Annotated in this window: 17 protein-coding genes; 13 read left to right on the top strand and 4 right to left on the bottom strand. The window is 62.1% G+C overall.

Annotated features, from left to right (window positions below):
* Positions 1 to 104 precede the first annotated feature (104 nt).
* Positions 105 to 1,676 carry an ABC transporter substrate-binding protein gene (locus FF124_RS19305; RefSeq protein WP_138750111.1) on the bottom strand — a complete coding sequence of 524 codons (1,572 nt, stop codon included), beginning with the start codon at positions 1,674 to 1,676 and terminating at the stop codon, positions 105 to 107.
* A 152-nt stretch (positions 1,677 to 1,828) separates the two neighbouring features.
* Here FF124_RS19305 and FF124_RS19300 point away from each other — a divergent pair, with 152 nt between their 5' ends.
* The 8 genes from FF124_RS19300 (at position 1,829) to FF124_RS19265 (ending at position 8,497) form a co-directional block, all read left to right on the top strand.
* Positions 1,829 to 2,854 (top strand): GntR family transcriptional regulator, encoded by a 1,026-nt coding sequence (locus tag FF124_RS19300; RefSeq protein ID WP_138750110.1) that lies wholly within the window; start codon positions 1,829 to 1,831, stop codon positions 2,852 to 2,854.
* Positions 2,826 to 3,527: a creatininase family protein gene (locus FF124_RS19295; RefSeq protein WP_138750109.1), complete on the top strand. Its 702-nt coding sequence runs from the start codon at positions 2,826 to 2,828 to the stop codon at positions 3,525 to 3,527. The genes FF124_RS19300 and FF124_RS19295 overlap by 29 nt, the downstream gene beginning before the upstream one ends.
* Complete coding sequence (locus FF124_RS19290) at positions 3,524 to 4,543, top strand: ketopantoate reductase family protein (RefSeq protein WP_246072570.1); 1,020 nt, start codon at positions 3,524 to 3,526, stop codon at positions 4,541 to 4,543. Before FF124_RS19295 ends, FF124_RS19290 begins: the two co-directional genes overlap by 4 nt.
* Positions 4,534 to 5,286 (top strand): SDR family NAD(P)-dependent oxidoreductase, encoded by a 753-nt coding sequence (locus FF124_RS19285; RefSeq protein WP_138750107.1) that lies wholly within the window; start codon positions 4,534 to 4,536, stop codon positions 5,284 to 5,286. The genes FF124_RS19290 and FF124_RS19285 overlap by 10 nt, the downstream gene beginning before the upstream one ends.
* Positions 5,283 to 6,176, top strand: coding sequence for a polysaccharide deacetylase family protein (locus FF124_RS19280; protein WP_138750106.1), 894 nt, complete (start codon positions 5,283 to 5,285; stop codon positions 6,174 to 6,176). The genes FF124_RS19285 and FF124_RS19280 overlap by 4 nt, the downstream gene beginning before the upstream one ends.
* Before the next feature lie 3 nt (positions 6,177 to 6,179).
* Positions 6,180 to 7,103, top strand: coding sequence for an isoaspartyl peptidase/L-asparaginase family protein (locus tag FF124_RS19275; protein ID WP_138750105.1), 924 nt, complete (start codon positions 6,180 to 6,182; stop codon positions 7,101 to 7,103).
* A gap of 732 nt (positions 7,104 to 7,835) precedes the next feature.
* Entirely contained in the window at positions 7,836 to 8,096 is a 261-nt protein-coding gene (locus FF124_RS19270; RefSeq protein ID WP_138750104.1) for an antitoxin, read from the top strand.
* On the top strand, positions 8,093 to 8,497 hold the full coding sequence (locus tag FF124_RS19265) for a type II toxin-antitoxin system VapC family toxin (protein WP_138750103.1): 405 nt from the start codon (positions 8,093 to 8,095) through the stop codon (positions 8,495 to 8,497). Before FF124_RS19270 ends, FF124_RS19265 begins: the two co-directional genes overlap by 4 nt.
* 93 nt (positions 8,498 to 8,590) lie before the next feature.
* On the opposite strand, the gene FF124_RS19260 is transcribed toward FF124_RS19265, so the two are convergent.
* Genes FF124_RS19260 through FF124_RS19250 form a run of 3 tightly spaced genes read right to left on the bottom strand, consistent with a single transcriptional unit; the run spans position 8,591 to position 12,413 of the window.
* Positions 8,591 to 9,919 carry a cytochrome c gene (locus FF124_RS19260; protein ID WP_138750102.1) on the bottom strand — a complete coding sequence of 443 codons (1,329 nt, stop codon included), beginning with the start codon at positions 9,917 to 9,919 and terminating at the stop codon, positions 8,591 to 8,593.
* A gap of 10 nt (positions 9,920 to 9,929) precedes the next feature.
* A complete protein-coding gene (locus FF124_RS19255; RefSeq protein WP_138750101.1) occupies positions 9,930 to 11,702 on the bottom strand; it encodes a GMC family oxidoreductase in 1,773 nt (590 codons plus the stop codon).
* 3 nt (positions 11,703 to 11,705) lie between these two features.
* Positions 11,706 to 12,413, bottom strand: a complete 708-nt coding sequence (locus tag FF124_RS19250; protein WP_187327010.1) for a gluconate 2-dehydrogenase subunit 3 family protein — start codon at positions 12,411 to 12,413, stop codon at positions 11,706 to 11,708.
* Positions 12,414 to 12,729: 316 nt separating this feature from the next.
* Between FF124_RS19250 and FF124_RS19245 the strand changes: the two genes are divergently transcribed.
* The 5 genes from FF124_RS19245 to nudI all read left to right on the top strand — a co-directional run bounded on the left by FF124_RS19245 (position 12,730) and on the right by nudI (position 17,861).
* Positions 12,730 to 13,746, top strand: a complete 1,017-nt coding sequence (locus FF124_RS19245; protein WP_138750099.1) for an ABC transporter substrate-binding protein — start codon at positions 12,730 to 12,732, stop codon at positions 13,744 to 13,746.
* A complete protein-coding gene (locus FF124_RS19240; RefSeq protein ID WP_138750098.1) occupies positions 13,743 to 14,780 on the top strand; it encodes a FecCD family ABC transporter permease in 1,038 nt (345 codons plus the stop codon). The genes FF124_RS19245 and FF124_RS19240 overlap by 4 nt, the downstream gene beginning before the upstream one ends.
* Positions 14,777 to 15,544 (top strand): ABC transporter ATP-binding protein, encoded by a 768-nt coding sequence (locus FF124_RS19235; protein WP_138750097.1) that lies wholly within the window; start codon positions 14,777 to 14,779, stop codon positions 15,542 to 15,544. The genes FF124_RS19240 and FF124_RS19235 overlap by 4 nt, the downstream gene beginning before the upstream one ends.
* A 277-nt stretch (positions 15,545 to 15,821) precedes the next feature.
* Entirely contained in the window at positions 15,822 to 17,252 is a 1,431-nt protein-coding gene (locus FF124_RS19230; RefSeq protein WP_138750096.1) for a GGDEF domain-containing protein, read from the top strand.
* Positions 17,253 to 17,429: 177 nt separating this feature from the next.
* Positions 17,430 to 17,861 (top strand): nucleoside triphosphatase NudI, encoded by a 432-nt coding sequence (gene nudI / locus FF124_RS19225; protein WP_138750095.1) that lies wholly within the window; start codon positions 17,430 to 17,432, stop codon positions 17,859 to 17,861.
* Positions 17,862 to 18,191: the final 330 nt, after the last annotated feature.

The following is an 18,191-nucleotide window of genomic DNA, read 5'->3' as shown; positions in this document are numbered from 1 at the left end:
AACGGGCAGGCCGGGAAAAGACGTCCCTGCCGTAAGCCCGCGACCGTCCATAAAAGGAGATGCCGCAACAGCGGTTGTCAGCGCTGTTGCGGCCTCGTCACGCCTTATTCGGCAGGCGTGATTTCATAGGCGCGGGTTTCCTGGTCGACGCGCGGCGTAATGTTGAGCTTGCCGGCATCGGCGGCCCAGACGGTCTGCAGGATGACGGTCGGGATCAAAGCCCGATCTTCCATGGCGATGTAGGAAGCCTCTTCATAGAGTTTCCTGCGTGCTTCGGGATCGAGCGTCTGGGTTCCTTCGTCAAACACCTTGTCGAATTCCGGATTGGAATAGCCGGTGCGGTTGAAGTTGCCGAAGCCCTTCTCCGCATCCTTGGTGTGTGTCAGCGCGCCGTAGGTATAGGCCGCCTCACCCGTGAGCGTGCCCCAGGCCGACATCGTCATCGTATATTCCTCGCGGGCTGCCGCCGGGAAGAACACCGTGCCGTTCAGCGCCTGGGCATTGACCTTCAGGCCAAGCCGGGCCCACATCTGCGCCAGCGCCTCGCAGACCACGGCATCGCCGGGAACGCGGTTGTTGGTGCAGGTGAAATCGATCTCGAATCCATCCGGATAGCCGGCTTCCGCCAGCAGCGCCTTGGCCTGCTCAAGATCGTATTCACGCGAGCCGAGTTCTTCGGAGTAGCCGAAAAAGCCTTCGGGCATGAGCTGGTTGGCGGGCTTGCCGAGGCCTTCAAGCACGACATTGACGAGAACGTCGCGGTTGATGGCGAGATCGAGCGCCTTGCGCACGCGCAGATCCTGCAGCGGATTGCCGTCGACCGGCTTGCCGTTGACGGTGATGGGCTGCGGTTCCTCATCCTTCACGCTTGGCGCGATGTTGAGGATGTAGATCGAGTCCGAGACGAAGGTTTCGAGATCGCTGTCGTTCTTGAACGCCAGATAGTCCGAGGCCGGAACATAGTTGATGAGATCGACCTCGCCGGAGCGAAGTGCTGCGACGCGGGCCGCATCATCCGGAATTTCGCGACGAATGACCTTGTCCCAGGCTGCCTCACCGTTCCAGTAGTCATCGAAGCGCTCGAGCACGAGATCGCCCTTCGGCTGCCACGAGACGAATTTGTAGGGGCCGGTTCCAATCGCCGCCTCGCCGGAGTTGAATTCCTCGTTGCGGGCTTCCATGCCGGTTTCGGACGGCACGACGAACAGGCGGGTGAAGTCGTTCGGCAGCGCCGGCGCCTTGCCCTTGGTATGAACACGCAGCGTGTAGTCGTCGACAACTTCGACGCTGTCGACATATTTGGTGTAGAGCGTCATCGGCATGGGGCCGGTCACTTCGGGAATACGCTCGATCGAAAATTTCACGTCTTCGGCGGTCAGGTCGGAGCCATCATGGAATTTCACGCCTTCGCGGATCTTGAAGTCCCAGGTGGTTTCGTCGACCGGCTCCCAGCTGACGGCAAGGCCGGGCTTAAGCTGCAGCTTGTCATCGACATCCACCAGCGTATCGTAGATGTGGCGGAGCGCTTCGGCCTGGCTGCCAAGCGTCGACCAGTGCGGATCGATCGAATCCGGACCGGCACGCAAGCCGATGATCAGATCGTCTGCATAGACGGCCGGCGCAGCGGCCATCAAGGCGAGCGCCGTCACGGCGGATCTCAGGAAAGATTTCGTCATTTTTGTTCCCCTTTGTTTCAACTGATTGATACACTAAGTCAGTAAAATTGATACGGTCAAGTCCAATTTGATACGCATTGGCGATTAAAATTCCACTTGAAACACGTCCGTGCGGGCTTGGCAGGCTTAGTGTTTTTGTTCATGATAACACTATGACAGGCATACAGACACAATTTGACCAGGCCATGGACCGCATTGTCGAAGCGATCGACAGAAGCTCTTCGGTCTCGGTTTCCGTGCAGTTGCGCGGCGCGCTCGAGTTCGGGATTGCGTCCGGCGACCTGCCGTCGGGAGGACGGCTGCCTTCGGTGCGGTCGCTCGCATCGCGGCTCGGGATTTCGCCGGTCACGGTCAGCACGGTGTACGCCGCCTTGCAGGATATCGGGCATCTTGAAGGGCGCGTCGGGTCCGGCACCTTCGTGAAAAGCATGTCGCTTGCCGCCAATGCCGCAAAACTGCGCGAACTCGACATGCGCATTGCCGATCTGGTCGACTTTGCCCGGGATTGCGGGCTATCCCCGGCGGAACTTGCCACCCGTGTCTCGATGACGTCGAGCCGGACCCTGGGCAATCTCCGCCTTCTCGTGCTCGGCAATTTCCCGGAGGCCACCGAAGCCTATGCGCGGGCCCTGAGGCCTTACATTGCCCACGGCGACACGCTCTCGATCGCGACCATGGATACGCTTGCCGCGCTCGACCCCGAAACGTTCGATCTGGTGATCTCGCCGCGCAGCCTTTTGAAACCCGCCCGCGAAATCCTGGCCGACACGCCGATCACCGGCGTGACGCTTATTCCCGATGAGGCGACGCGCGTGGCGCTGGCCGCGCTTCCGACCGATGCCGACGTCGTCGGCTATTCCTATTTCGATACCTTCGTCACCATCATGAAGGCGGGCATTCGCCGTTTCGGCCCGCACATCACCGAGCTCAGGATGGTGGTGCGCGGCGATGCCGATGCGGGCGAGGTGATCGCAAGCGCCGATGTGCTGGTGTATGCGACGGGCTCGGAATACCTGCTCGAGACGCTGCGACCGGAGCAGCGCGCCTTCGAATACCGTCACACGCCCGATATCCATTCCGTGCGGAAGGAACTGCTTCCCACGATCGAGGCCTACAGAACAAAAATCCTGAAAACACGGAGGGGCGACGTTGAAAATTTCCGAAAGCAACTGGTTTGAGATCGAGGACTATCTGAAGTCGGATGACCGCTGCGTGCTGCCTCTTGGCAGCACCGAGCAGCATGCCTGGCTCAGCCTGTCTGTCGATTCGATCCTGTCCGAAAAGGTTGCTGCCGACGCCGCGGCGCCGTTGGGCGTGCCGGTGTTTCCGGCGGTCGCCTATGGGCTGACCCCCTATTTCATGAGCTTTCCGGGTTCGGTGTCGCTGAAGCTGTCCACCTACGCAGCGCTGGTTTCCGACATTCTGGACAGCCTTTATGCGACCGGTTTCCGGCGGATCCTGGTCGTCAACGGTCATGGCGGCAACACGCCGGTGCTGCCGGTGACGATGGAGTGGATGGAGCGGCACGAGGGTGCGCGCTGCCGTTTCCACGATTGGTGGCGGGCGCCAAAAACCATGGCGACCGTGCGCGAGATCGATCCCGTGGCAAGCCATGCAAGCTGGATGGAAAACTTCCCCTGGACGCGGCTTCCCGGTCGCGCCATGCCCGATGTCCAGAAGCCCTATGTCGATTTCGACCGACTGCGCGACCGCAACTCCAAGGGTGTGCGCGAACTGATTGGCGACGGCAATTACGGCGGGCTTTACCAGCGGCCGGACGCGGATATGGAACGCGTCTGGGCCGTTGCCGTCGAGGAAACCCGCGCACTGATCGATGGCGAATGGGCATGAGCCATTCGCCGATCCTGATCTGGGGCGCCGGCGCCATCGGCGGCGTTCTCGGCGCCTATTTCGCCCGCGCCGGCCACAAGGTGCATATGGTCGACATCGTGGCGGACCATGTCGAAGCCATGAGAACGACAGGCCTGCGCATCGAAGGGCCGGTCGAGGCATTCACGCAGGTTCTGCCGGCAAGCACGCCCGACGAGCTTGAGGGCCGCTACGACCGGGTGTTTTTGGCCGTCAAGGCGCACCATACCGAGGATGCGCTTGAAATGCTCATTCCGCATCTGGCCCCCGGCGGCTACGTCGTCTCCGCCCAGAACGGGCTGAACGAGAAGGTGATCGCGGCCAGGATCGGCGTGGAAAAGACCGTCGGTTGTTTCGTCAATTTCGGCGCGGACTGGCTGGAGCCGGGCCGCATCCTTTATGGCAATCGCGCGGCGGTCGCCGTTGGCGAGCTCGACGGGCGGATGAGCCAGCGCGTGCGCGATGTTCACGCGCTCCTTTCGATCGTCGAGCCCGACGCGGTCGCGACCGACAATATCTGGGGCTATCTCTGGGGCAAGATGGGGTACGGCGCGCTGCTGTTTTGCACTGCGCTGACGCCGGATTCGATGTCGGATGCCATGGCCCGGCCGGAACATCGGGTGGTCTACGAGGCCCTCGGCCATGAGGTGATGACGCTTGCAAATGCCGAGGGCGTCAAACCGCTCGGCTTCAATGGTTTCGATCCCGACGCCTTTCTGCGTTCCGATCCCGACGGCATGAGGATGGCGCTTGAAACCATGGTCGCCCATAACCGCAAGACCGCCAAGACCCATTCCGGCATCTGGCGCGATCTTGCCGTGCGCAAACGGCGCACCGAGGTGGATGCGCAGATCGGCACGATGATCCCGCTTGCGGCCGCCCACGGCCTCGACGTGCCGGTGCTGGCGAAGCTCGTCGAATTGATCCATGCGATCGAGGATGGCGAGAAACCGCAATCCGCGGCTCGGGTCGACGAAATGGTGCCGCTGTGCAGATAGATCTTTCCGGAAAAGTCTTCGCCGTTACCGGAGCGGCCCAGGGCATCGGCGCGGCGATTGCGCTGAGGCTTGCGCGCTCCGGCGCCACCGTTGCCGCGATCGATATCGATGGTGACGGAATGGCCCGCCTTGCCGGAAATGGCATCAGCCTGCACCAGGCGGATCTCGGCTCCCGCGCTGGCGCGCATCGAGCGATCGAGGCCGTCCTTGCCCGCCATGACCGGATAGACGGCCTCGTGACGGCGGCGGGCGGTGTGCGCGGCCAGGCGGGACGACCGCTGGAAGAAATCAGCGAGAATGATTGGCGCGTGATCTTTCAGGCCAATGTCGATGCCGCGATGTGGTCGGCGCAGGCCGCGGCGCCCGGTATGAAGGAGCGTGGCAGCGGCCGGATCATCACGATCTCATCCGGCGCGGGTTTGCGCCCGAGCCTGACCGGCATTCAGGCCTATGCCAGCGCCAAGCATGCCCTCGTCGGGCTCACCAAACAATTAGCGCTCGAACTCGGGCCCTTCGGCATCGCCGTCAATTCCGTGGCGCCGGGCTTCATCCTCTCCAACCCTTCGACGGAGCGTCAGTGGGCGGCCTTCGGTCCGGAGCGACAGAAGGCGGTGATTAACGGCATCCACATGCGCCGGCTGGGCGCGGCCGAGGATATCGCCAACACCGTGACGTTTCTCGCTTCCGCCGAAGCCGGCTGGATCAGTGGACAGATCATTTCGGTCGATGGAGGCCATGCATGAGCGAACCTTTCGAATGGGACGAGGCGACCTGGCGGGGCCGGGTCAATCAGGTCCGCGCGGGCCGCAACCTGTTGCCCGCAAGCTGGCCGGGCGGCGCGCGCTGCGCCGTGGCGCTGAGCTTCGACAGCGATCACGAGACCAATGAGCTGCGCGATGGCGGGCTTTCGCCGGCGCGGCTGAGCTGGGGCGAATTCGGCGCCCGGCGCGGCATCCCGCGCCTCCGCAAGGTGCTCGACCGGTTTGGCGCGAAGGCGAGCTTCTTCGTCCCCGCCGTCTCCGCCCTTCTTCACCCGGATGAGCAGAAATCGCTTTCCGACGACGGCCACGAGATCGCCCTTCACGGCTGGATCCACGAGCGCAACACAGATGTGCCGCCGGAAAAGGAGCGCGAATTGATGTTGCGCGCCGCCGATACGCTGGAGGCGGTCACGGGCATCCGCCCCGTCGGCATGCGCACGCCCTCCTGGGATTATTCTGAGGTGACGCTGAAGATCGCGCGCGAACTCGGCCTTCTCTATGACAGCTCGTTGTTTGCCGATGACGACCCCTATGAAATCCTCGACAATGGCGCGCCAACGGGCATTGTCGAACTGCCGGTCGAATGGATCCGCGACGATGCGGTCTATTTCATGATGAACCGCTTCGGCGCCCAGCGCCCCTATACGCCGCCCACCGATGTGCTCGACATCTTCCGGCGCGAATTCGACGGCGCCCATGAAGAGGGCGGCCTGTTTCTTCTGACCATGCATCCGCATATCACCGGCTATCGCTCGCGCATCTTCATTCTCGAGACGCTGCTGGAGCATATCGCCGAAAGGGGCGATTGCTGGATTGCGACCCACGCCGAGATCGCCCGGTATTGCGCCGAACAGGCCGGCTTGAAAGGATAAGACATGCGATATTCCCTGGCCGTGCACGGTGGTGCCGGAACGATCCTCAAATCGAACATGACACCCGAGAAAGAAGCCGCCTATCACGCGGGACTTCGCCGCGCACTGGACGCCGGCGAAACGGTGTTGCGCGACGGCGGCTCCGCGCTTGATGCCGTGACGGCTGCGGTTTGCGCGCTGGAAGACGAGCCGCTCTTCAATGCCGGACGCGGCGCGGTGTTTACCGATCAGGGCGAGCAGGAAATGGATGCCGCCGTGATGGATGGCAGGGACCGCCGGGCGGGCAGCGTTGCCGGCATTTTCGGACCGAAAAACCCTGTTCTGGCCGCCCGCGCGGTCATGGAGCACACTGTCCATGTGACGATGACGGGACCGAATGCGCTTGCAATCGCCCGCAAGGCCGGCCTCGAATTTGCCGACAAGGACTATTTCTTTACGCAGGCGCGCTGGGATGCGCTGCAGGAAACGCTGCGGCTGAAGAAGGCCGGCGAGGATGACGGCGATCCGGCACGGCGTCATGGCACCGTCGGCGCCGTGGCGCGCGACCAGCACGGCAATCTTGCGGCCGCGACCTCCACCGGCGGCTGGACGGGCAAGGCCGCAGGCCGGATCGGCGACACGCCGGTGATCGGCGCCGGCACCTTTGCCGACAACGCGACCTGCGCCGTTTCCGGTACCGGCCATGGCGAAATCTTCATGCGCTGGACGGCAGCATCCGAGATCGCCGCCCGCATGCGTCATGCCGGCGAAAGCCTCGAACAGGCGGCCCGCCATGTGGTGATGGTCGACCTCAAGGAAAATGACGGCTCCGGCGGCGTGATCGCCATCGACCGCGACGGCAACATCACGCTGCCCTTCAATTCCGAAGGCATGTATCGCGGTTTGGTGCGCGCAGGCGAACAGCCGCAGACGGCAATCTACCGCTAGCGCATCGGCCCGAAAATCGGGCTCGATTTTCGGAAAGCACGATGCGTAGATTCAATAGGTTAGAGCGTCCTTTGTGCGTCCGAACGGACGCACGGCGCTCTAGAGCCCTTCAGGATCGCAAACCTACCCTGAAATTGCCCTCGGTCAGCTTCATCGTGGGGGCACAGACGTTCTGACGTTTCCCCGCATAACTGGTTTTTCAATAAGGTGGAGCAAACGGATGCCCGCGAGAATTGAGACGATTGAATAGAGCGACCTGGCTCTTCGGGTTTAACGTGTCCAACGCATGGCAATTCTCTCAGAGGATCAACTGAAACCGGCCTTCAGGATTCGGCCCCTTTGGTGTCGTCCCACCGGGCTAAGTTCTTGTTCGGGTAACCGAATTTTTACGCGGATGAGTATCATCACGACCGCGACGGCGGTTCATATCTCTTCAAGGCCCTGTCGGTATCCATTCATGCGGGCGGCTTTGCCACCGCCACTGCCTTTGTCAGCGAGATGACTGGGGCCCGTGGCCGGTTTTTACGCCGCCGTTGACCGGGCCCACAGGCCAACCACTTTATCGGCCCTTCCCGGCGCGCCAGGATCTTCAGCAGTAGCACCAGCCCGGAATCCTACATCCATGCGCGTCTGTGGGACGGAAAGCCGTGTTTCGCTTCGCATTATGCTTGAGATTTCACATTCAAGCGAGTATATACAAACGCATATACACTACCTTGACAGGAGGTTATCATGCGCCAGCCCCAGGCATCCGAAGCACGCGAAGCCAAGTTGTTTCGCAACAACAAAAGTCAGGCGGTTCGTATCCCGGCCGATTTCGAGCTGCCGGGCGACCGTGTGCTGATACATCGGGAGGGAAACCGGCTTGTGATCGAACCTGCCCCCAACAAAAATCTTCTGGACATTCTGGCGCGACTGAAACCGCTCGGCCCTGATGACCAGTTTCCCGATGTCGATGAGACCCTGCTGCCAGCAAGGGAAATCGACTTTTGAGCCGCCTATACATGCTCGACACAAATATCGTGTCGGACCTCGCGCGTAATCCGGCCGGTGCTGTCGTCGACCATATCGCCAATGTCGGTCAGGATACGATCTGCGTCAGCATCATCACTGCGGCTGAGCTGAGCTATGGCTGTGAACGCAAGGGGTCTGCCAAGCTGACGGCCCAGATCGAGGCCATTCTTGATGGCATGCAAATACTAGCATTGGATGCGCCATCACATATGCGGTACGGCCGTATCAGAGCAGAGCTCGAAGCTGCCGGCACGCCGATTGGTCCAAATGACCTGCTGATTGCGGCCCATGCCTTGGCTGTCGATGCTGTTCTGGTGACAGCCAATACGCGCGAGTTTTCACGAGTGCCCGGCCTCCAGCTTGAAAATTGGCTGGCATGAGCACAATCCCGGAAAATGCCAGATCGTTGCTGCGAAAACCCGGCGAGCCTCTTGGTCGCCCGCCGCCTCGTCGAAGCGGCGGGCTGATGGGCCTCACTGGCGCACGGCCTTGACGTCGTCCGCGCTTACGGCCGGGGCGTCGTTGCCCCAGGCGCTGCGCAGGAAGGTCGCAAGCGTGGCGATATCGGCATCCGAAAGCCGGTCGCCGAAGGCCGGCATTGCGAGCCGTTCCGGTCGTTCGGCCGTCGAGGGCAACGTCGCGCCGTGGAGAATGACCTCCGTCAGGCCCTTCGTCGTCGGCGCCGTCACCAGCGAGTTGCCCTTCAGCGCCGGGAACACGCCGGGCGCGCCGCGGCCGTCCGGCATATGGCAGGCATTGCAGTTGTTGAGATAGAGCAACTCGCCGTCCGGCAGGTTTTCGGCCGATTTCAGCTTCGCCGTCGTCGGATCGTCGGCGGCATCGAGCCGGTCCGTCGTCCGCTCGTCCGGCACGGGCTGCGGGTCGGGCGTGACATCCGAGATCGCCCGGAGATAGCCGACCATCGCATCGGCATCCTCGTCCTTCATGTATTGAAGGGATTCGCCGACAACGAGCTGCATCTCGCCGACCACCGCGGAATGGGCGTTGCGGCCGGTGGTGAGATAGTCCTTCAGGTCCGCGTCGGTCCATGTCTGCAGGGCGGATGCGGCCGTGCGCAGGTCGGGCGCCGTCCAGCCGCCGATCTCGCCGCCCGTCAGGAAGGCCGGATTGTCGGCATTGGTGCCATCCTGCGCCATGATCATGTTGCGCGGGCTGTGGCAGGCCGCGCAATGGCCGAGCGCCTGCACAAGATAGGCACCGCGATCAAGCTGGTCACTTTCGCTCGCCGCGTCATCCGGCCGGAAGCCGGGCTTTCCGAGAGCGGCCCAGTTCCACAGACGAATGCCCCAGCGCTGGTTGAACGGAAAGTCGAGCGCTGTCTCCTTCACCGGGTTGTCGACCGCCGCGACATCGGTGTGGATGTAGCTCCAGATCGCCCGGATGTCCTCCTCCTTCATATGCCGGTAGTTCTCGTAGGGCATGGCCGGATAGAGGTGCACGCCGCCCGGCGCGATGCCGTCGACGAGGGCTGCGTGGAACTGGTCGTAGGTCCAGCCGCCGATGCCGGTTTCCGCGTCGGGGGTGATGTTGCTCGACCAGATCGTGCCCATCGGGCTTTCGATCGCCCGCCCGCCGGCAAAGGGTTCGCCGCCTTCCGCCGTGTGACAGGCCTGACAGTCGGCCATCTGGGTGACGTACTGGCCCTCGCCGGGCGCCGGCTCCCAGTCGGCCGCCAGATTGTCATCCGGCTTTGTGAGAGACGGCGGCACGAAGATGATCGCCGCCAGAGCAACGACACCGATGACGATGAGCGCGAGTATGATGCGAAGAAAGGTTTTCATGATCCGCTCCTCACATCAATGGCCGGGGGTTGGGCAGGTAGTCATTGCGCAGCGCTTCCAGCGCCCAGTAGGCAAGGCCGCCGACCGCACCGGTGGGGTTGTACTGGATGTTCTGCGGGAAGGCTGAAGCGCCCATGACCCAGACATTGTGACAGTCCCAGCTCTGGAGATAGCGGTTGATCGCCGAGGTTTTCGGGTCGGTGCCCATGATCGCGCCGCCGACATTGTGGGTCGACTGGTAGGGGCGCACGTCATATTCCGCGCCGTCGCCCTTGTAGCCCGATGCCATGGTATCCGGGTTCATGCTCTTTGCGACTTCCTCGATCCTGGCCTTCATGAACTGGGTCATCTTGATGTCGTTGTCCTTCCAGTCGAAGGTCATGCGCATCAGCGGACGGCCGTGGCGGTCCTTGTAGGTGGGATCGAGATCGAGACAGGTGTCGCGATAGGCCATGTTCGAGCCATGCGAGCCGATCGACAGATTGTGACCGTACCACTCGCCGACGGCTTCCTTCCAGCCCGCGCCCCAGGCCGGCGTGCCCGGTGGCAGCGACATCTGCCCGATCGGGCGTCCGCCGCTGTGGCCGCACGTGATATAGCTGCCGCCGATAAAGCCTTCCTTGGCGAAATCGATCTGCGACATCGAGAAGTCGTCGATCGACATGCCGCCGGAACCGGTGCCCACAAATGGATTGAACACCTTGTCCCTGAACCACATGCTTGTGCCGCCGGTCATCTGATAGGAATAGTTCCGCCCGACGACGCCCTCGCCGGTGTCGGGATTGTAGGGCTCGCCGATTTCAGACAGCAGCAGAAGATGGACATTGTGCAGAGAATAGGCGCAGACCAGCACGAGGTCGGCCGGCTGGAACACCTCCTCGCCGGTGTTGTCGTCGAAATAGGTGACGCCCGTGGCGGTCTTGCCATCGGCGGCCTTTTCGATCTTCAGCACCTCCGAGCGGGTCCTGTAGCTGAAATTCGGCTTGCGTTTCAGCGCATCGAGAATGCACACCTGCGGCGACGATTTGGAATAGTTGTTGCAGCCGAAACGCTCGCAGAAGCCGCAGTAATTGCAGGGCCCGAGCTGCATGCCGTAATCGTTGACATATTCGATCGAGGCATTGGCCGCCGGCCGCGGGAACGGGTGGTAACCCATATTGCGAGCGGCATTTGCGAAAAGCTCCGAATCCCAGGTGTTTTTCAGTGGCGGCATCGGATAATCCGCCGAGCGCGGGGCTTCGAACGGATTGCCGCCCTCCTGGATCTCGCCGTTGATATTGCCGGCCTTGCCGGCGATACCCGCAACGCTTTCGAACTTGGTGAGGTGCGGTTCCAGCTCCTCGGCCGTCACGCCCCAGTCCTGTAGCTGCATGTTTTCTGGAATGATGTCGGCGCCGAAGGTCTCCTCGACATAGGAGCGCAGCCGGTATTCGACCGCCTGCGGCCGCCATGTCTGGCCGTTCCAGTGAACGCCGGCGCCGCCGACGCCGTCGCCCGGCAGGAACGAGCCGAGGTGGCGGTAGGGAAGCGCCGTTTCGCCGGTGTTGTGGCGCACGGTCAGCGTGGAGTTGACCGGCTTTTGCATCAGGCCGTAACGAACGGCGTATTTCAGTTCGTCGAAAATGTCGGGGTACTGGAAATCGGGCACCGTGCTGCGATCGTCGCCGCGCTCGAGCGCGAGGACCTCGAGCCCTTCATTGGCGAGCTCCATGCCCATGATCGCCCCGGTCCAGCCGAGGCCGATGATGACGACGTCTTTCTTGGGATCTGTTCTCGTTGCCATGATTTACGCCCTCTCCCCACTGATCGACACGGGACCGAGCGGATATTGCGCGTTCTCGCGGCCCGGCCAGGAGGTGAAGGCGCCGCGCGCGCCAGGAAAGCCGATATAGACCCAGGCCTGCATATCCTGATTGCCGCCATAGGATGGATCGGCGAAATAGCCCTCCTTGGTGTTGGCGAGCAGGAACTGGAAGAAATCGCGCAGCTCGGGAGCCAGCCCCACCTCGCCCTTCTGCAGCGATGTCAGCGCGGCATCCTGTTTTGCCGCCTCGAGATTTTCGAAACGGTCGCCATGCGTTTGGCTGCACCAGTCCTGAAAGACGGGAATCGCCTGGCGGTAGATTTCCGCCGGCGTCAGCGGGCTCTGGAAGCCGAGCGTGGGGTTGGCGGCAGGATCGAACGGACCCTGCATGTACCAGTCCGCGGCCTTGCCGAAATCGCCTGCGAGCTGCCGGTCGATAAAGACCGGCACCCGACAGTCGATCGCCCCCGGGCCATTGCCGTCGGATGGAATGAGGCGGTCGCAGGCGGCCATCACGAAGGCCCATTCCGCTTCGTTGAAATAGACCCGCTCATACTGGTCGAGCGGCGGCGGGGGTTCCTTTTCGGGCGCTTGCGCCTTTACCGTTCCGGCAAACGAAGCGATCGCCATACCGGCAGCGCTTCCCTTGAGGAACCCGCGCCGGGATGGACGTCCTGGCATATCTCTCATGATGTCTCCCTCTCGCCGGCTGGCGCCGGCCTGATTTCCCCGCCGGTGCATGCGATAAGCGATCTTGCAGGCGGCAGCGGCTTCATGATGCCCGGCCTGAGCCGGACACGCGCGTCTGTCGTTAACGACAGACGGATAACGCCGAAGTCTCAGATTTGGTTCCATGTGCAAAGGCAGAGCGGTTTGATGACTCGGATTCCGGCCGGTCGACGCAGTTGCAGGGGCCACCACGACAAAACATGAGTTTTATTGTCTTGATTTGCGCGTTTCGGACTTCTAGAAGTCGGCCCAAAGTTTTGAACAAACCGGAATCGCCATGAACACGACGAAGACGCTTGGCCTTGCAGGCTGCCTGATCACCGCACTGACCGCCGCCCCGGCCCTTGCCGCCCCGACATCCTATCCGCTCGAGATCGAGAATTGCGGCGAAACGGTTGTCTTCGAAAAGGCGCCGGAGCGTGCCGTGGCGCTCGGCCAGAACAGCGCCGAGATCATGTTGCTGCTCGGCCTGGAAGACCGGATGGCCGCCACCGCGTTTTGGCCCAATGATGTTCTGCCCGAACTCGCCGATGCGAACGATCAGGTGAAGCTTCTCACCGTCGAGTTTCCGACGCTGGAATCCGTGCTGCAACAAAAGCCGGATTTCGTGGCGGCGATGCTGACGACGCTGATGGGCCCCGACAGCAAGGTTGCCAAACGCGGCGACTTCGAAGATCTCGGCATCCCGACCTATCTCTCCCCCAGCGCCTGCTCGACGAAGCTCGACGCGGGCGATGCCTATGGCAGCCGCGACCAGCTCTGGAACATGGACCTCCTTTACAAGGAGATCGACGATCTCGCCCGCATCTTCGACGTGCAGGATCGCGGCGATGCGGTGATCGCCGATTTCAGGGCGCGCGAGGCGGCGCTGCGCGAAAGATTTCCAAAAGATGACGACCTGACCTTCCTGTTCTGGTTTTCCAGCGCATCAGCGGCCGACGATGCCTATCTCGGCGGCGGCAACGGTCCCTCCGGTTTCATTGCCGATCTTCTGGGCGGCCGCAACGCGCTCGACACCAAGGCCGAATGGCCGACCTTGAACTGGGAAGGCATCATGGCCGCCGATCCGACCGTCATCGTCGCCACCCAGGTCGACCGCAATCGCTGGGATCTCGACAAGGCCGAAAACAAGATCGCCTTCCTGGAATCCGACCCGACGGTGAGCCAGATGGACGCCGTTCAAAACGGCCGGATCGTGGTAATGAGCGGTGCGGCCATGAACCCCAGCATCCGCACGCTCTACGGCGCGGAGGAAATCGCAAGACAGCTTGAGGCGATCGACCGCGCGCAATGAAGACAGCCACGCAAATGAGCGCCGGACTGAGGCTTGTCCTGCTTGTGGTGGTCGCGGCGCTGGTTCTTTTGGGCGCGGTGGCCGTGGCCACCGCCATCGGCGAGTATAATATCCCCGTCAGAACCGTTTTTCTGACGGTGACCAACCATCTCGGACTGACGGCGGCCGATGTGCCGAAGATCGAGGCCAGCGTGGTCTGGAACCTCCGGCTGAGCCGCAGCCTCGTCGCTGCCCTCTGCGGGGCGGGTCTTGCGATCTGCGGCGCGATCCTGCAGGCACTTCTGCGCAACCCGCTGGCCGAACCCTTCGTGCTCGGCGTCTCCGCCGGCGCTTCGACCGGCGCTGTCTCCGTCCTGGTTCTGGGGCTCGGGGCGGGCGCCGTTTCACTGTCGTTCGGCGCATTCGTCGGCGCCTTCGCAGCCTTCGCCCTGGTGGCGCTGCTTTCGAACGGCGCAACAAGCGGCCCCAATCACACCATTCTGGCGGGCGTTGCAGCCTCGCAGCTCTTCAACGCGTTGACGGCCTATATCGTGACCACGTCGGCCAGCGCGCAGCAGGCCCGCAGCGTCATGTTCTGGCTGCTCGGCAGTTTCGGCGGCGTGCGCTGGCCGCAGTTTCACCTTCTGGCCATCGTCCTTGTCGTGTCGCTGGCAATCTGCATCCTGATGGCGCGCGCGCTCGATGCTTTCACCTTCGGCGATGAGGATGCCGCCGCGCTCGGCATTCCGGTCGCCCGCACGCGGCTGATCCTGTTCGCCGTCACCGCGCTGATGACGGCGACCATCGTCAGCCAGGTCGGCGCCATCGGGTTCGTCGGTCTCGTCGTGCCGCATGCCGCACGCTATGTCGTCGGCCCGCTGCATATGCGGCTGTTGCCGGCCTCGGCCCTTCTCGGCGCCGTGTTCATGGTGATCGCCGACATCGCCTCGCGCGTGCTCGTTTCGCAGCAGACGATACCGATCGGCGTCGTCACCGCACTGGTCGGCGTGCCGTTCTTCGCCATCATTCTCTACCGCGCGAGGCCGCAATCATGAGCGTCGTTGCAGATCACCTTTCATGGGGCGTGAAGCGCAAGGCGATTGTCAAGGATGTCTCGCTTCGGGTCACGGACGGCGAAACGCTCGGTCTGATCGGGCCCAACGGTTCGGGGAAATCCTCGCTGCTCAGGCTGCTTGCCGGGCTGAAACGGCCGGATCAAGGCCGTGTCACGATCCACGGCAAGGACATTGCCGCGATCCAGCGCCGCGCACTGGCGCAAAGCGTCGCCTTTGTCCAGCAGAACGCGGCGACCGAGACCAGTGTCAGCGTCCGCGATGTCGTGCGGCTGGGCCGCACGCCGCACCGCTCGGCGCTCTCCGGCTGGCGCGCCGCCGACCAGGCCGCCGTCGACGGCGCCCTTGCGCGGGTCGGCATGACGCACCTTCAGGACCAGTCCTGGCTCACACTTTCGGGCGGCGAACGACAGCGCGTTCACATTGCCCGCGCACTGGCGCAAAGCCCGACTGTGCTGTTCCTCGACGAGCCGACCAACCATCTCGACATTCATCATCAGATCGAAATCCTGCAGACCGTGCGGCAGCTGAATGTCACCAGCATCGTGGCGCTCCACGACCTCAATCTTGCGGCGATGTTCTGCGACAGGATTGTCGTCTTGAAGGATGGCGCGCTCGTCGCATCCGGCACGCCGGAGACGGTGTTGACAGAGGATCTGATCGCCAACGTGTTCCGCGTCGCCGCTGCCGTCAGCCCCTCGCCCCATCACGGCCGCCCGCAGATTCATTTCCACACCGGCGTTTAGGTTACCCCCTCCGCGCGCGCTGCGGAGCCGGCCGTGTCGACGCCGGTCCGCTCGGGCGCATTTCCTTTGGCAGTTCGGCCACGACACCGGTGAAGCCGGAACTGCTGACCTCAGCTTGCCGATGGTCGCTATGCCTGCTCCCCTTGCGCTGCCATCAATTCTAAGCTTGGCGAAAGGGGTATTCGCTGTCATTCTGAAATATCAAAGTTCAAATAATCCCCGGACAGGGGAAGGCCGAGGAACGCTTTGAAAGCCCAGGGAGCACTGGAAGCATGACGTGAACGATCGCGGATATCTACGCGCAACATTTCTCGTGCTCTCCTTCTTCATCCTTGTGCTTTTGGCAGCATGGATCAGTATCAATTCGCGCTCTTTTGGCGGGTTTGCGATTTTCTGGGCGCCCAACGCGCTTCTTCTCGGCATATGGCTGCGGTTTCCGCGCACCGTCGCAATCTATTCCGTCCTTGGCGCCGCGATGGGATATCTCGCCGCCGACATCTTCGTCAAAACAGACCTGATCGTCACGGCCACCTTTGCTTGCGGCAATATCCTCAGCGTCGGGTCCGGCTATCTTCTGCTGAACCGTCTGAGCGAAGGCGACCGCAAGCTTCTCGGCCTGACCTCGGTCTTGAAACTGTTTCTGGTCACTCTTGTTGCCAGCGCCGCAGGCGGCCTGTTCGGCGGGCTGGCCGTGATTTCCTTCTTTTCACTTCCCTTTTTCGCGGGCTGGTCGCGCTGGTTTGTCACCGATGTCGTGAATTATCTGACGATCCTGCCCGCTCTTTTGACGCTTCCCGCAAACTTCAAGCCGTCTGTGTGGTTGAACACCCCCGCAGATGACAAAAGCACCCCGCACCGGCAGGTAAAGGTCGCGCCGGTCGGCTTTCTCATTGCCATGAGCGCCGCCGCATTCGTGATCGGCGGTCCGGGAGCCGTCGCTGTTCCGCTGCCCGCACTGCTGTGGTGCGCCGTCTTGTACAGGCCTTTCACGGTTGCCTGCCTGACATTTGCCTACGGCATTGTCTCGCAGCTCGGCATCGCAACCGGCGTGTTCCTGCCGAAACCAGAGGACTTCGCGCAGGAGAGCCTGCAGCTCTCCCTTCATCTGGGCATCGCATTCATTGCGGTCTGTCCGAATATTCTCGCTGCGGTCATGACGTCGCGCAATGCATTGCTGGAAGAGTTCAAGCGGCTGGCCTCGCAAGATTCGCTGTGCGACCTGATGAACCGCCGCGCGTTTTTCGAAGAGGCATCGGTTCTCCTGGAGGATGCGAAGACCAACGCCGAGGCGCTGTCGCTGCTGATCATCGATATCGACAACTTCAAATCGATCAACGACAGCCATGGCCATCAGGTGGGGGACGAGGTCATTCGCCGCACCGCCGCCGTCCTGAAGGGCAGAATCCGGCAAGGTGACATACTGGCGCGCATCGGCGGCGAGGAATTTGCGATTCTCGCACCCGGTCTGCCGCAGACGGCGCTTGCAGACTATGCCGAGAGGCTTCGCCGTGCCTGCGAGAACACCGTTATCCGCAAGAACGGGCGTTCTATCAGCATCACGATCAGCATCGGGGCGGTTTTCACGCCCCATTCCGACGCCGGCATCGACGTTATGATCCTGCACGCCGACGAGGCGCTCTATCGAGCCAAGGATGCGGGCCGCAATCGGGTCGAGCTTCATGCCGCGTCGCGCCTGCAGGATTCCTAGTTGCGGCCCGACGAACCATGTGCAGTCGGTCAGCAAGGGGCATGCCGTCATCATCGCTGAACCGGCGGTCGACGCTCCTGTCCCCGGCTGAACGCACCTGGCTTTATCGAAGGCGGTCGTCGCATTGCACCCACAAGAGGGATAGATTATCGAGGAAACAAATCGATCGGCAGAATCATGCGTCAGAGAATTATTGTTTGTCCCTTGATCGAGAATCAGGGCGCCTATCTCCTCTGCAAAATGCCAAGTGACCGAGGGGTGTTCCCGGGGCAATGGGCTCTCTCCGGTGGCGGTCTTGAGCAGGGCGAGCGCATCGAAGAGGGGCTGCTTCGGGAGATCGCGGAGGAATTGGGACCCGACCTCAAGATCGAGACGGTGCAGCCCTGGACCTTCCGCGACGATATCAGGACGAAGACCTATCCCGATGGCACGACCGAGCAGATTTATATGATCTATCTCATTTTCGATTGCAGAGCCGCCAACCGCAACGTTGCCGTCAACGAGGAATTCGAGGATTTTGCATGGGTCCCCCCCGGCGATCTCTGGCAATATGATCTGAACGCGGCCACGCGTACCACGTTCGCGGCCAAGGGTTTGCTTGAACATTGAGGGTGCGTCCGCTCCGTCGGAGAAGGCTGCCGCCATGCGTTGCGACGGACGCCACAACGCATTCGCCGTGCTTTTCTCACCGGCCCGAGACAATCCGGTGGTCCCGCTTTGTAAACAGCCTCCAGATCCAATGTTATTCTGCAGGCGCTTGTCCCGCTGACCAGAATAGCGAAGCTGGACGGCACCCGTTATAAAGCCCGGCCCAGTCGTAAAGCACGTCCGAAAGAATTTCCTCAAGAAGACCGTACTAAACACGCGATTTTTGCTAGCATGATGCGCTGGCGCTTACATTGAACGTTGTATTTGTCGCCTCGGTTCGATTGGACGTTT

The organism is Martelella lutilitoris, assembly GCF_005924265.1.
GTDB lineage: Bacteria > Pseudomonadota > Alphaproteobacteria > Rhizobiales > Rhizobiaceae > Martelella > Martelella lutilitoris.
This window is presented reverse-complemented; position numbering and strand designations above follow the sequence as displayed.

Excerpts from the sequence above, each read along its gene's own strand:
- FF124_RS19305 (WP_138750111.1), bottom strand. The coding sequence starts at position 1,676 with ATGACGAAATCTTTCCTGAGATCCGCCGTGACGGCGCTCGCCTTGATG.
- FF124_RS19300 (WP_138750110.1), top strand. The coding sequence starts at position 1,829 with ATGACAGGCATACAGACACAATTTGACCAGGCCATGGACCGCATTGTC.
- FF124_RS19290 (WP_246072570.1), top strand. The coding sequence starts at position 3,524 with ATGAGCCATTCGCCGATCCTGATCTGGGGCGCCGGCGCCATCGGCGGC.
- FF124_RS19280 (WP_138750106.1), top strand. The coding sequence starts at position 5,283 with ATGAGCGAACCTTTCGAATGGGACGAGGCGACCTGGCGGGGCCGGGTC.
- FF124_RS19275 (WP_138750105.1), top strand. The coding sequence starts at position 6,180 with ATGCGATATTCCCTGGCCGTGCACGGTGGTGCCGGAACGATCCTCAAA.
- FF124_RS19270 (WP_138750104.1), top strand. The coding sequence starts at position 7,836 with ATGCGCCAGCCCCAGGCATCCGAAGCACGCGAAGCCAAGTTGTTTCGC.
- FF124_RS19260 (WP_138750102.1), bottom strand. The coding sequence starts at position 9,919 with ATGAAAACCTTTCTTCGCATCATACTCGCGCTCATCGTCATCGGTGTC.
- FF124_RS19255 (WP_138750101.1), bottom strand. The coding sequence starts at position 11,702 with ATGGCAACGAGAACAGATCCCAAGAAAGACGTCGTCATCATCGGCCTC.
- FF124_RS19250 (WP_187327010.1), bottom strand. The coding sequence starts at position 12,413 with ATGAGAGATATGCCAGGACGTCCATCCCGGCGCGGGTTCCTCAAGGGA.
- FF124_RS19245 (WP_138750099.1), top strand. The coding sequence starts at position 12,730 with ATGAACACGACGAAGACGCTTGGCCTTGCAGGCTGCCTGATCACCGCA.
- FF124_RS19240 (WP_138750098.1), top strand. The coding sequence starts at position 13,743 with ATGAAGACAGCCACGCAAATGAGCGCCGGACTGAGGCTTGTCCTGCTT.
- FF124_RS19235 (WP_138750097.1), top strand. The coding sequence starts at position 14,777 with ATGAGCGTCGTTGCAGATCACCTTTCATGGGGCGTGAAGCGCAAGGCG.
- nudI (WP_138750095.1), top strand. The coding sequence starts at position 17,430 with ATGCGTCAGAGAATTATTGTTTGTCCCTTGATCGAGAATCAGGGCGCC.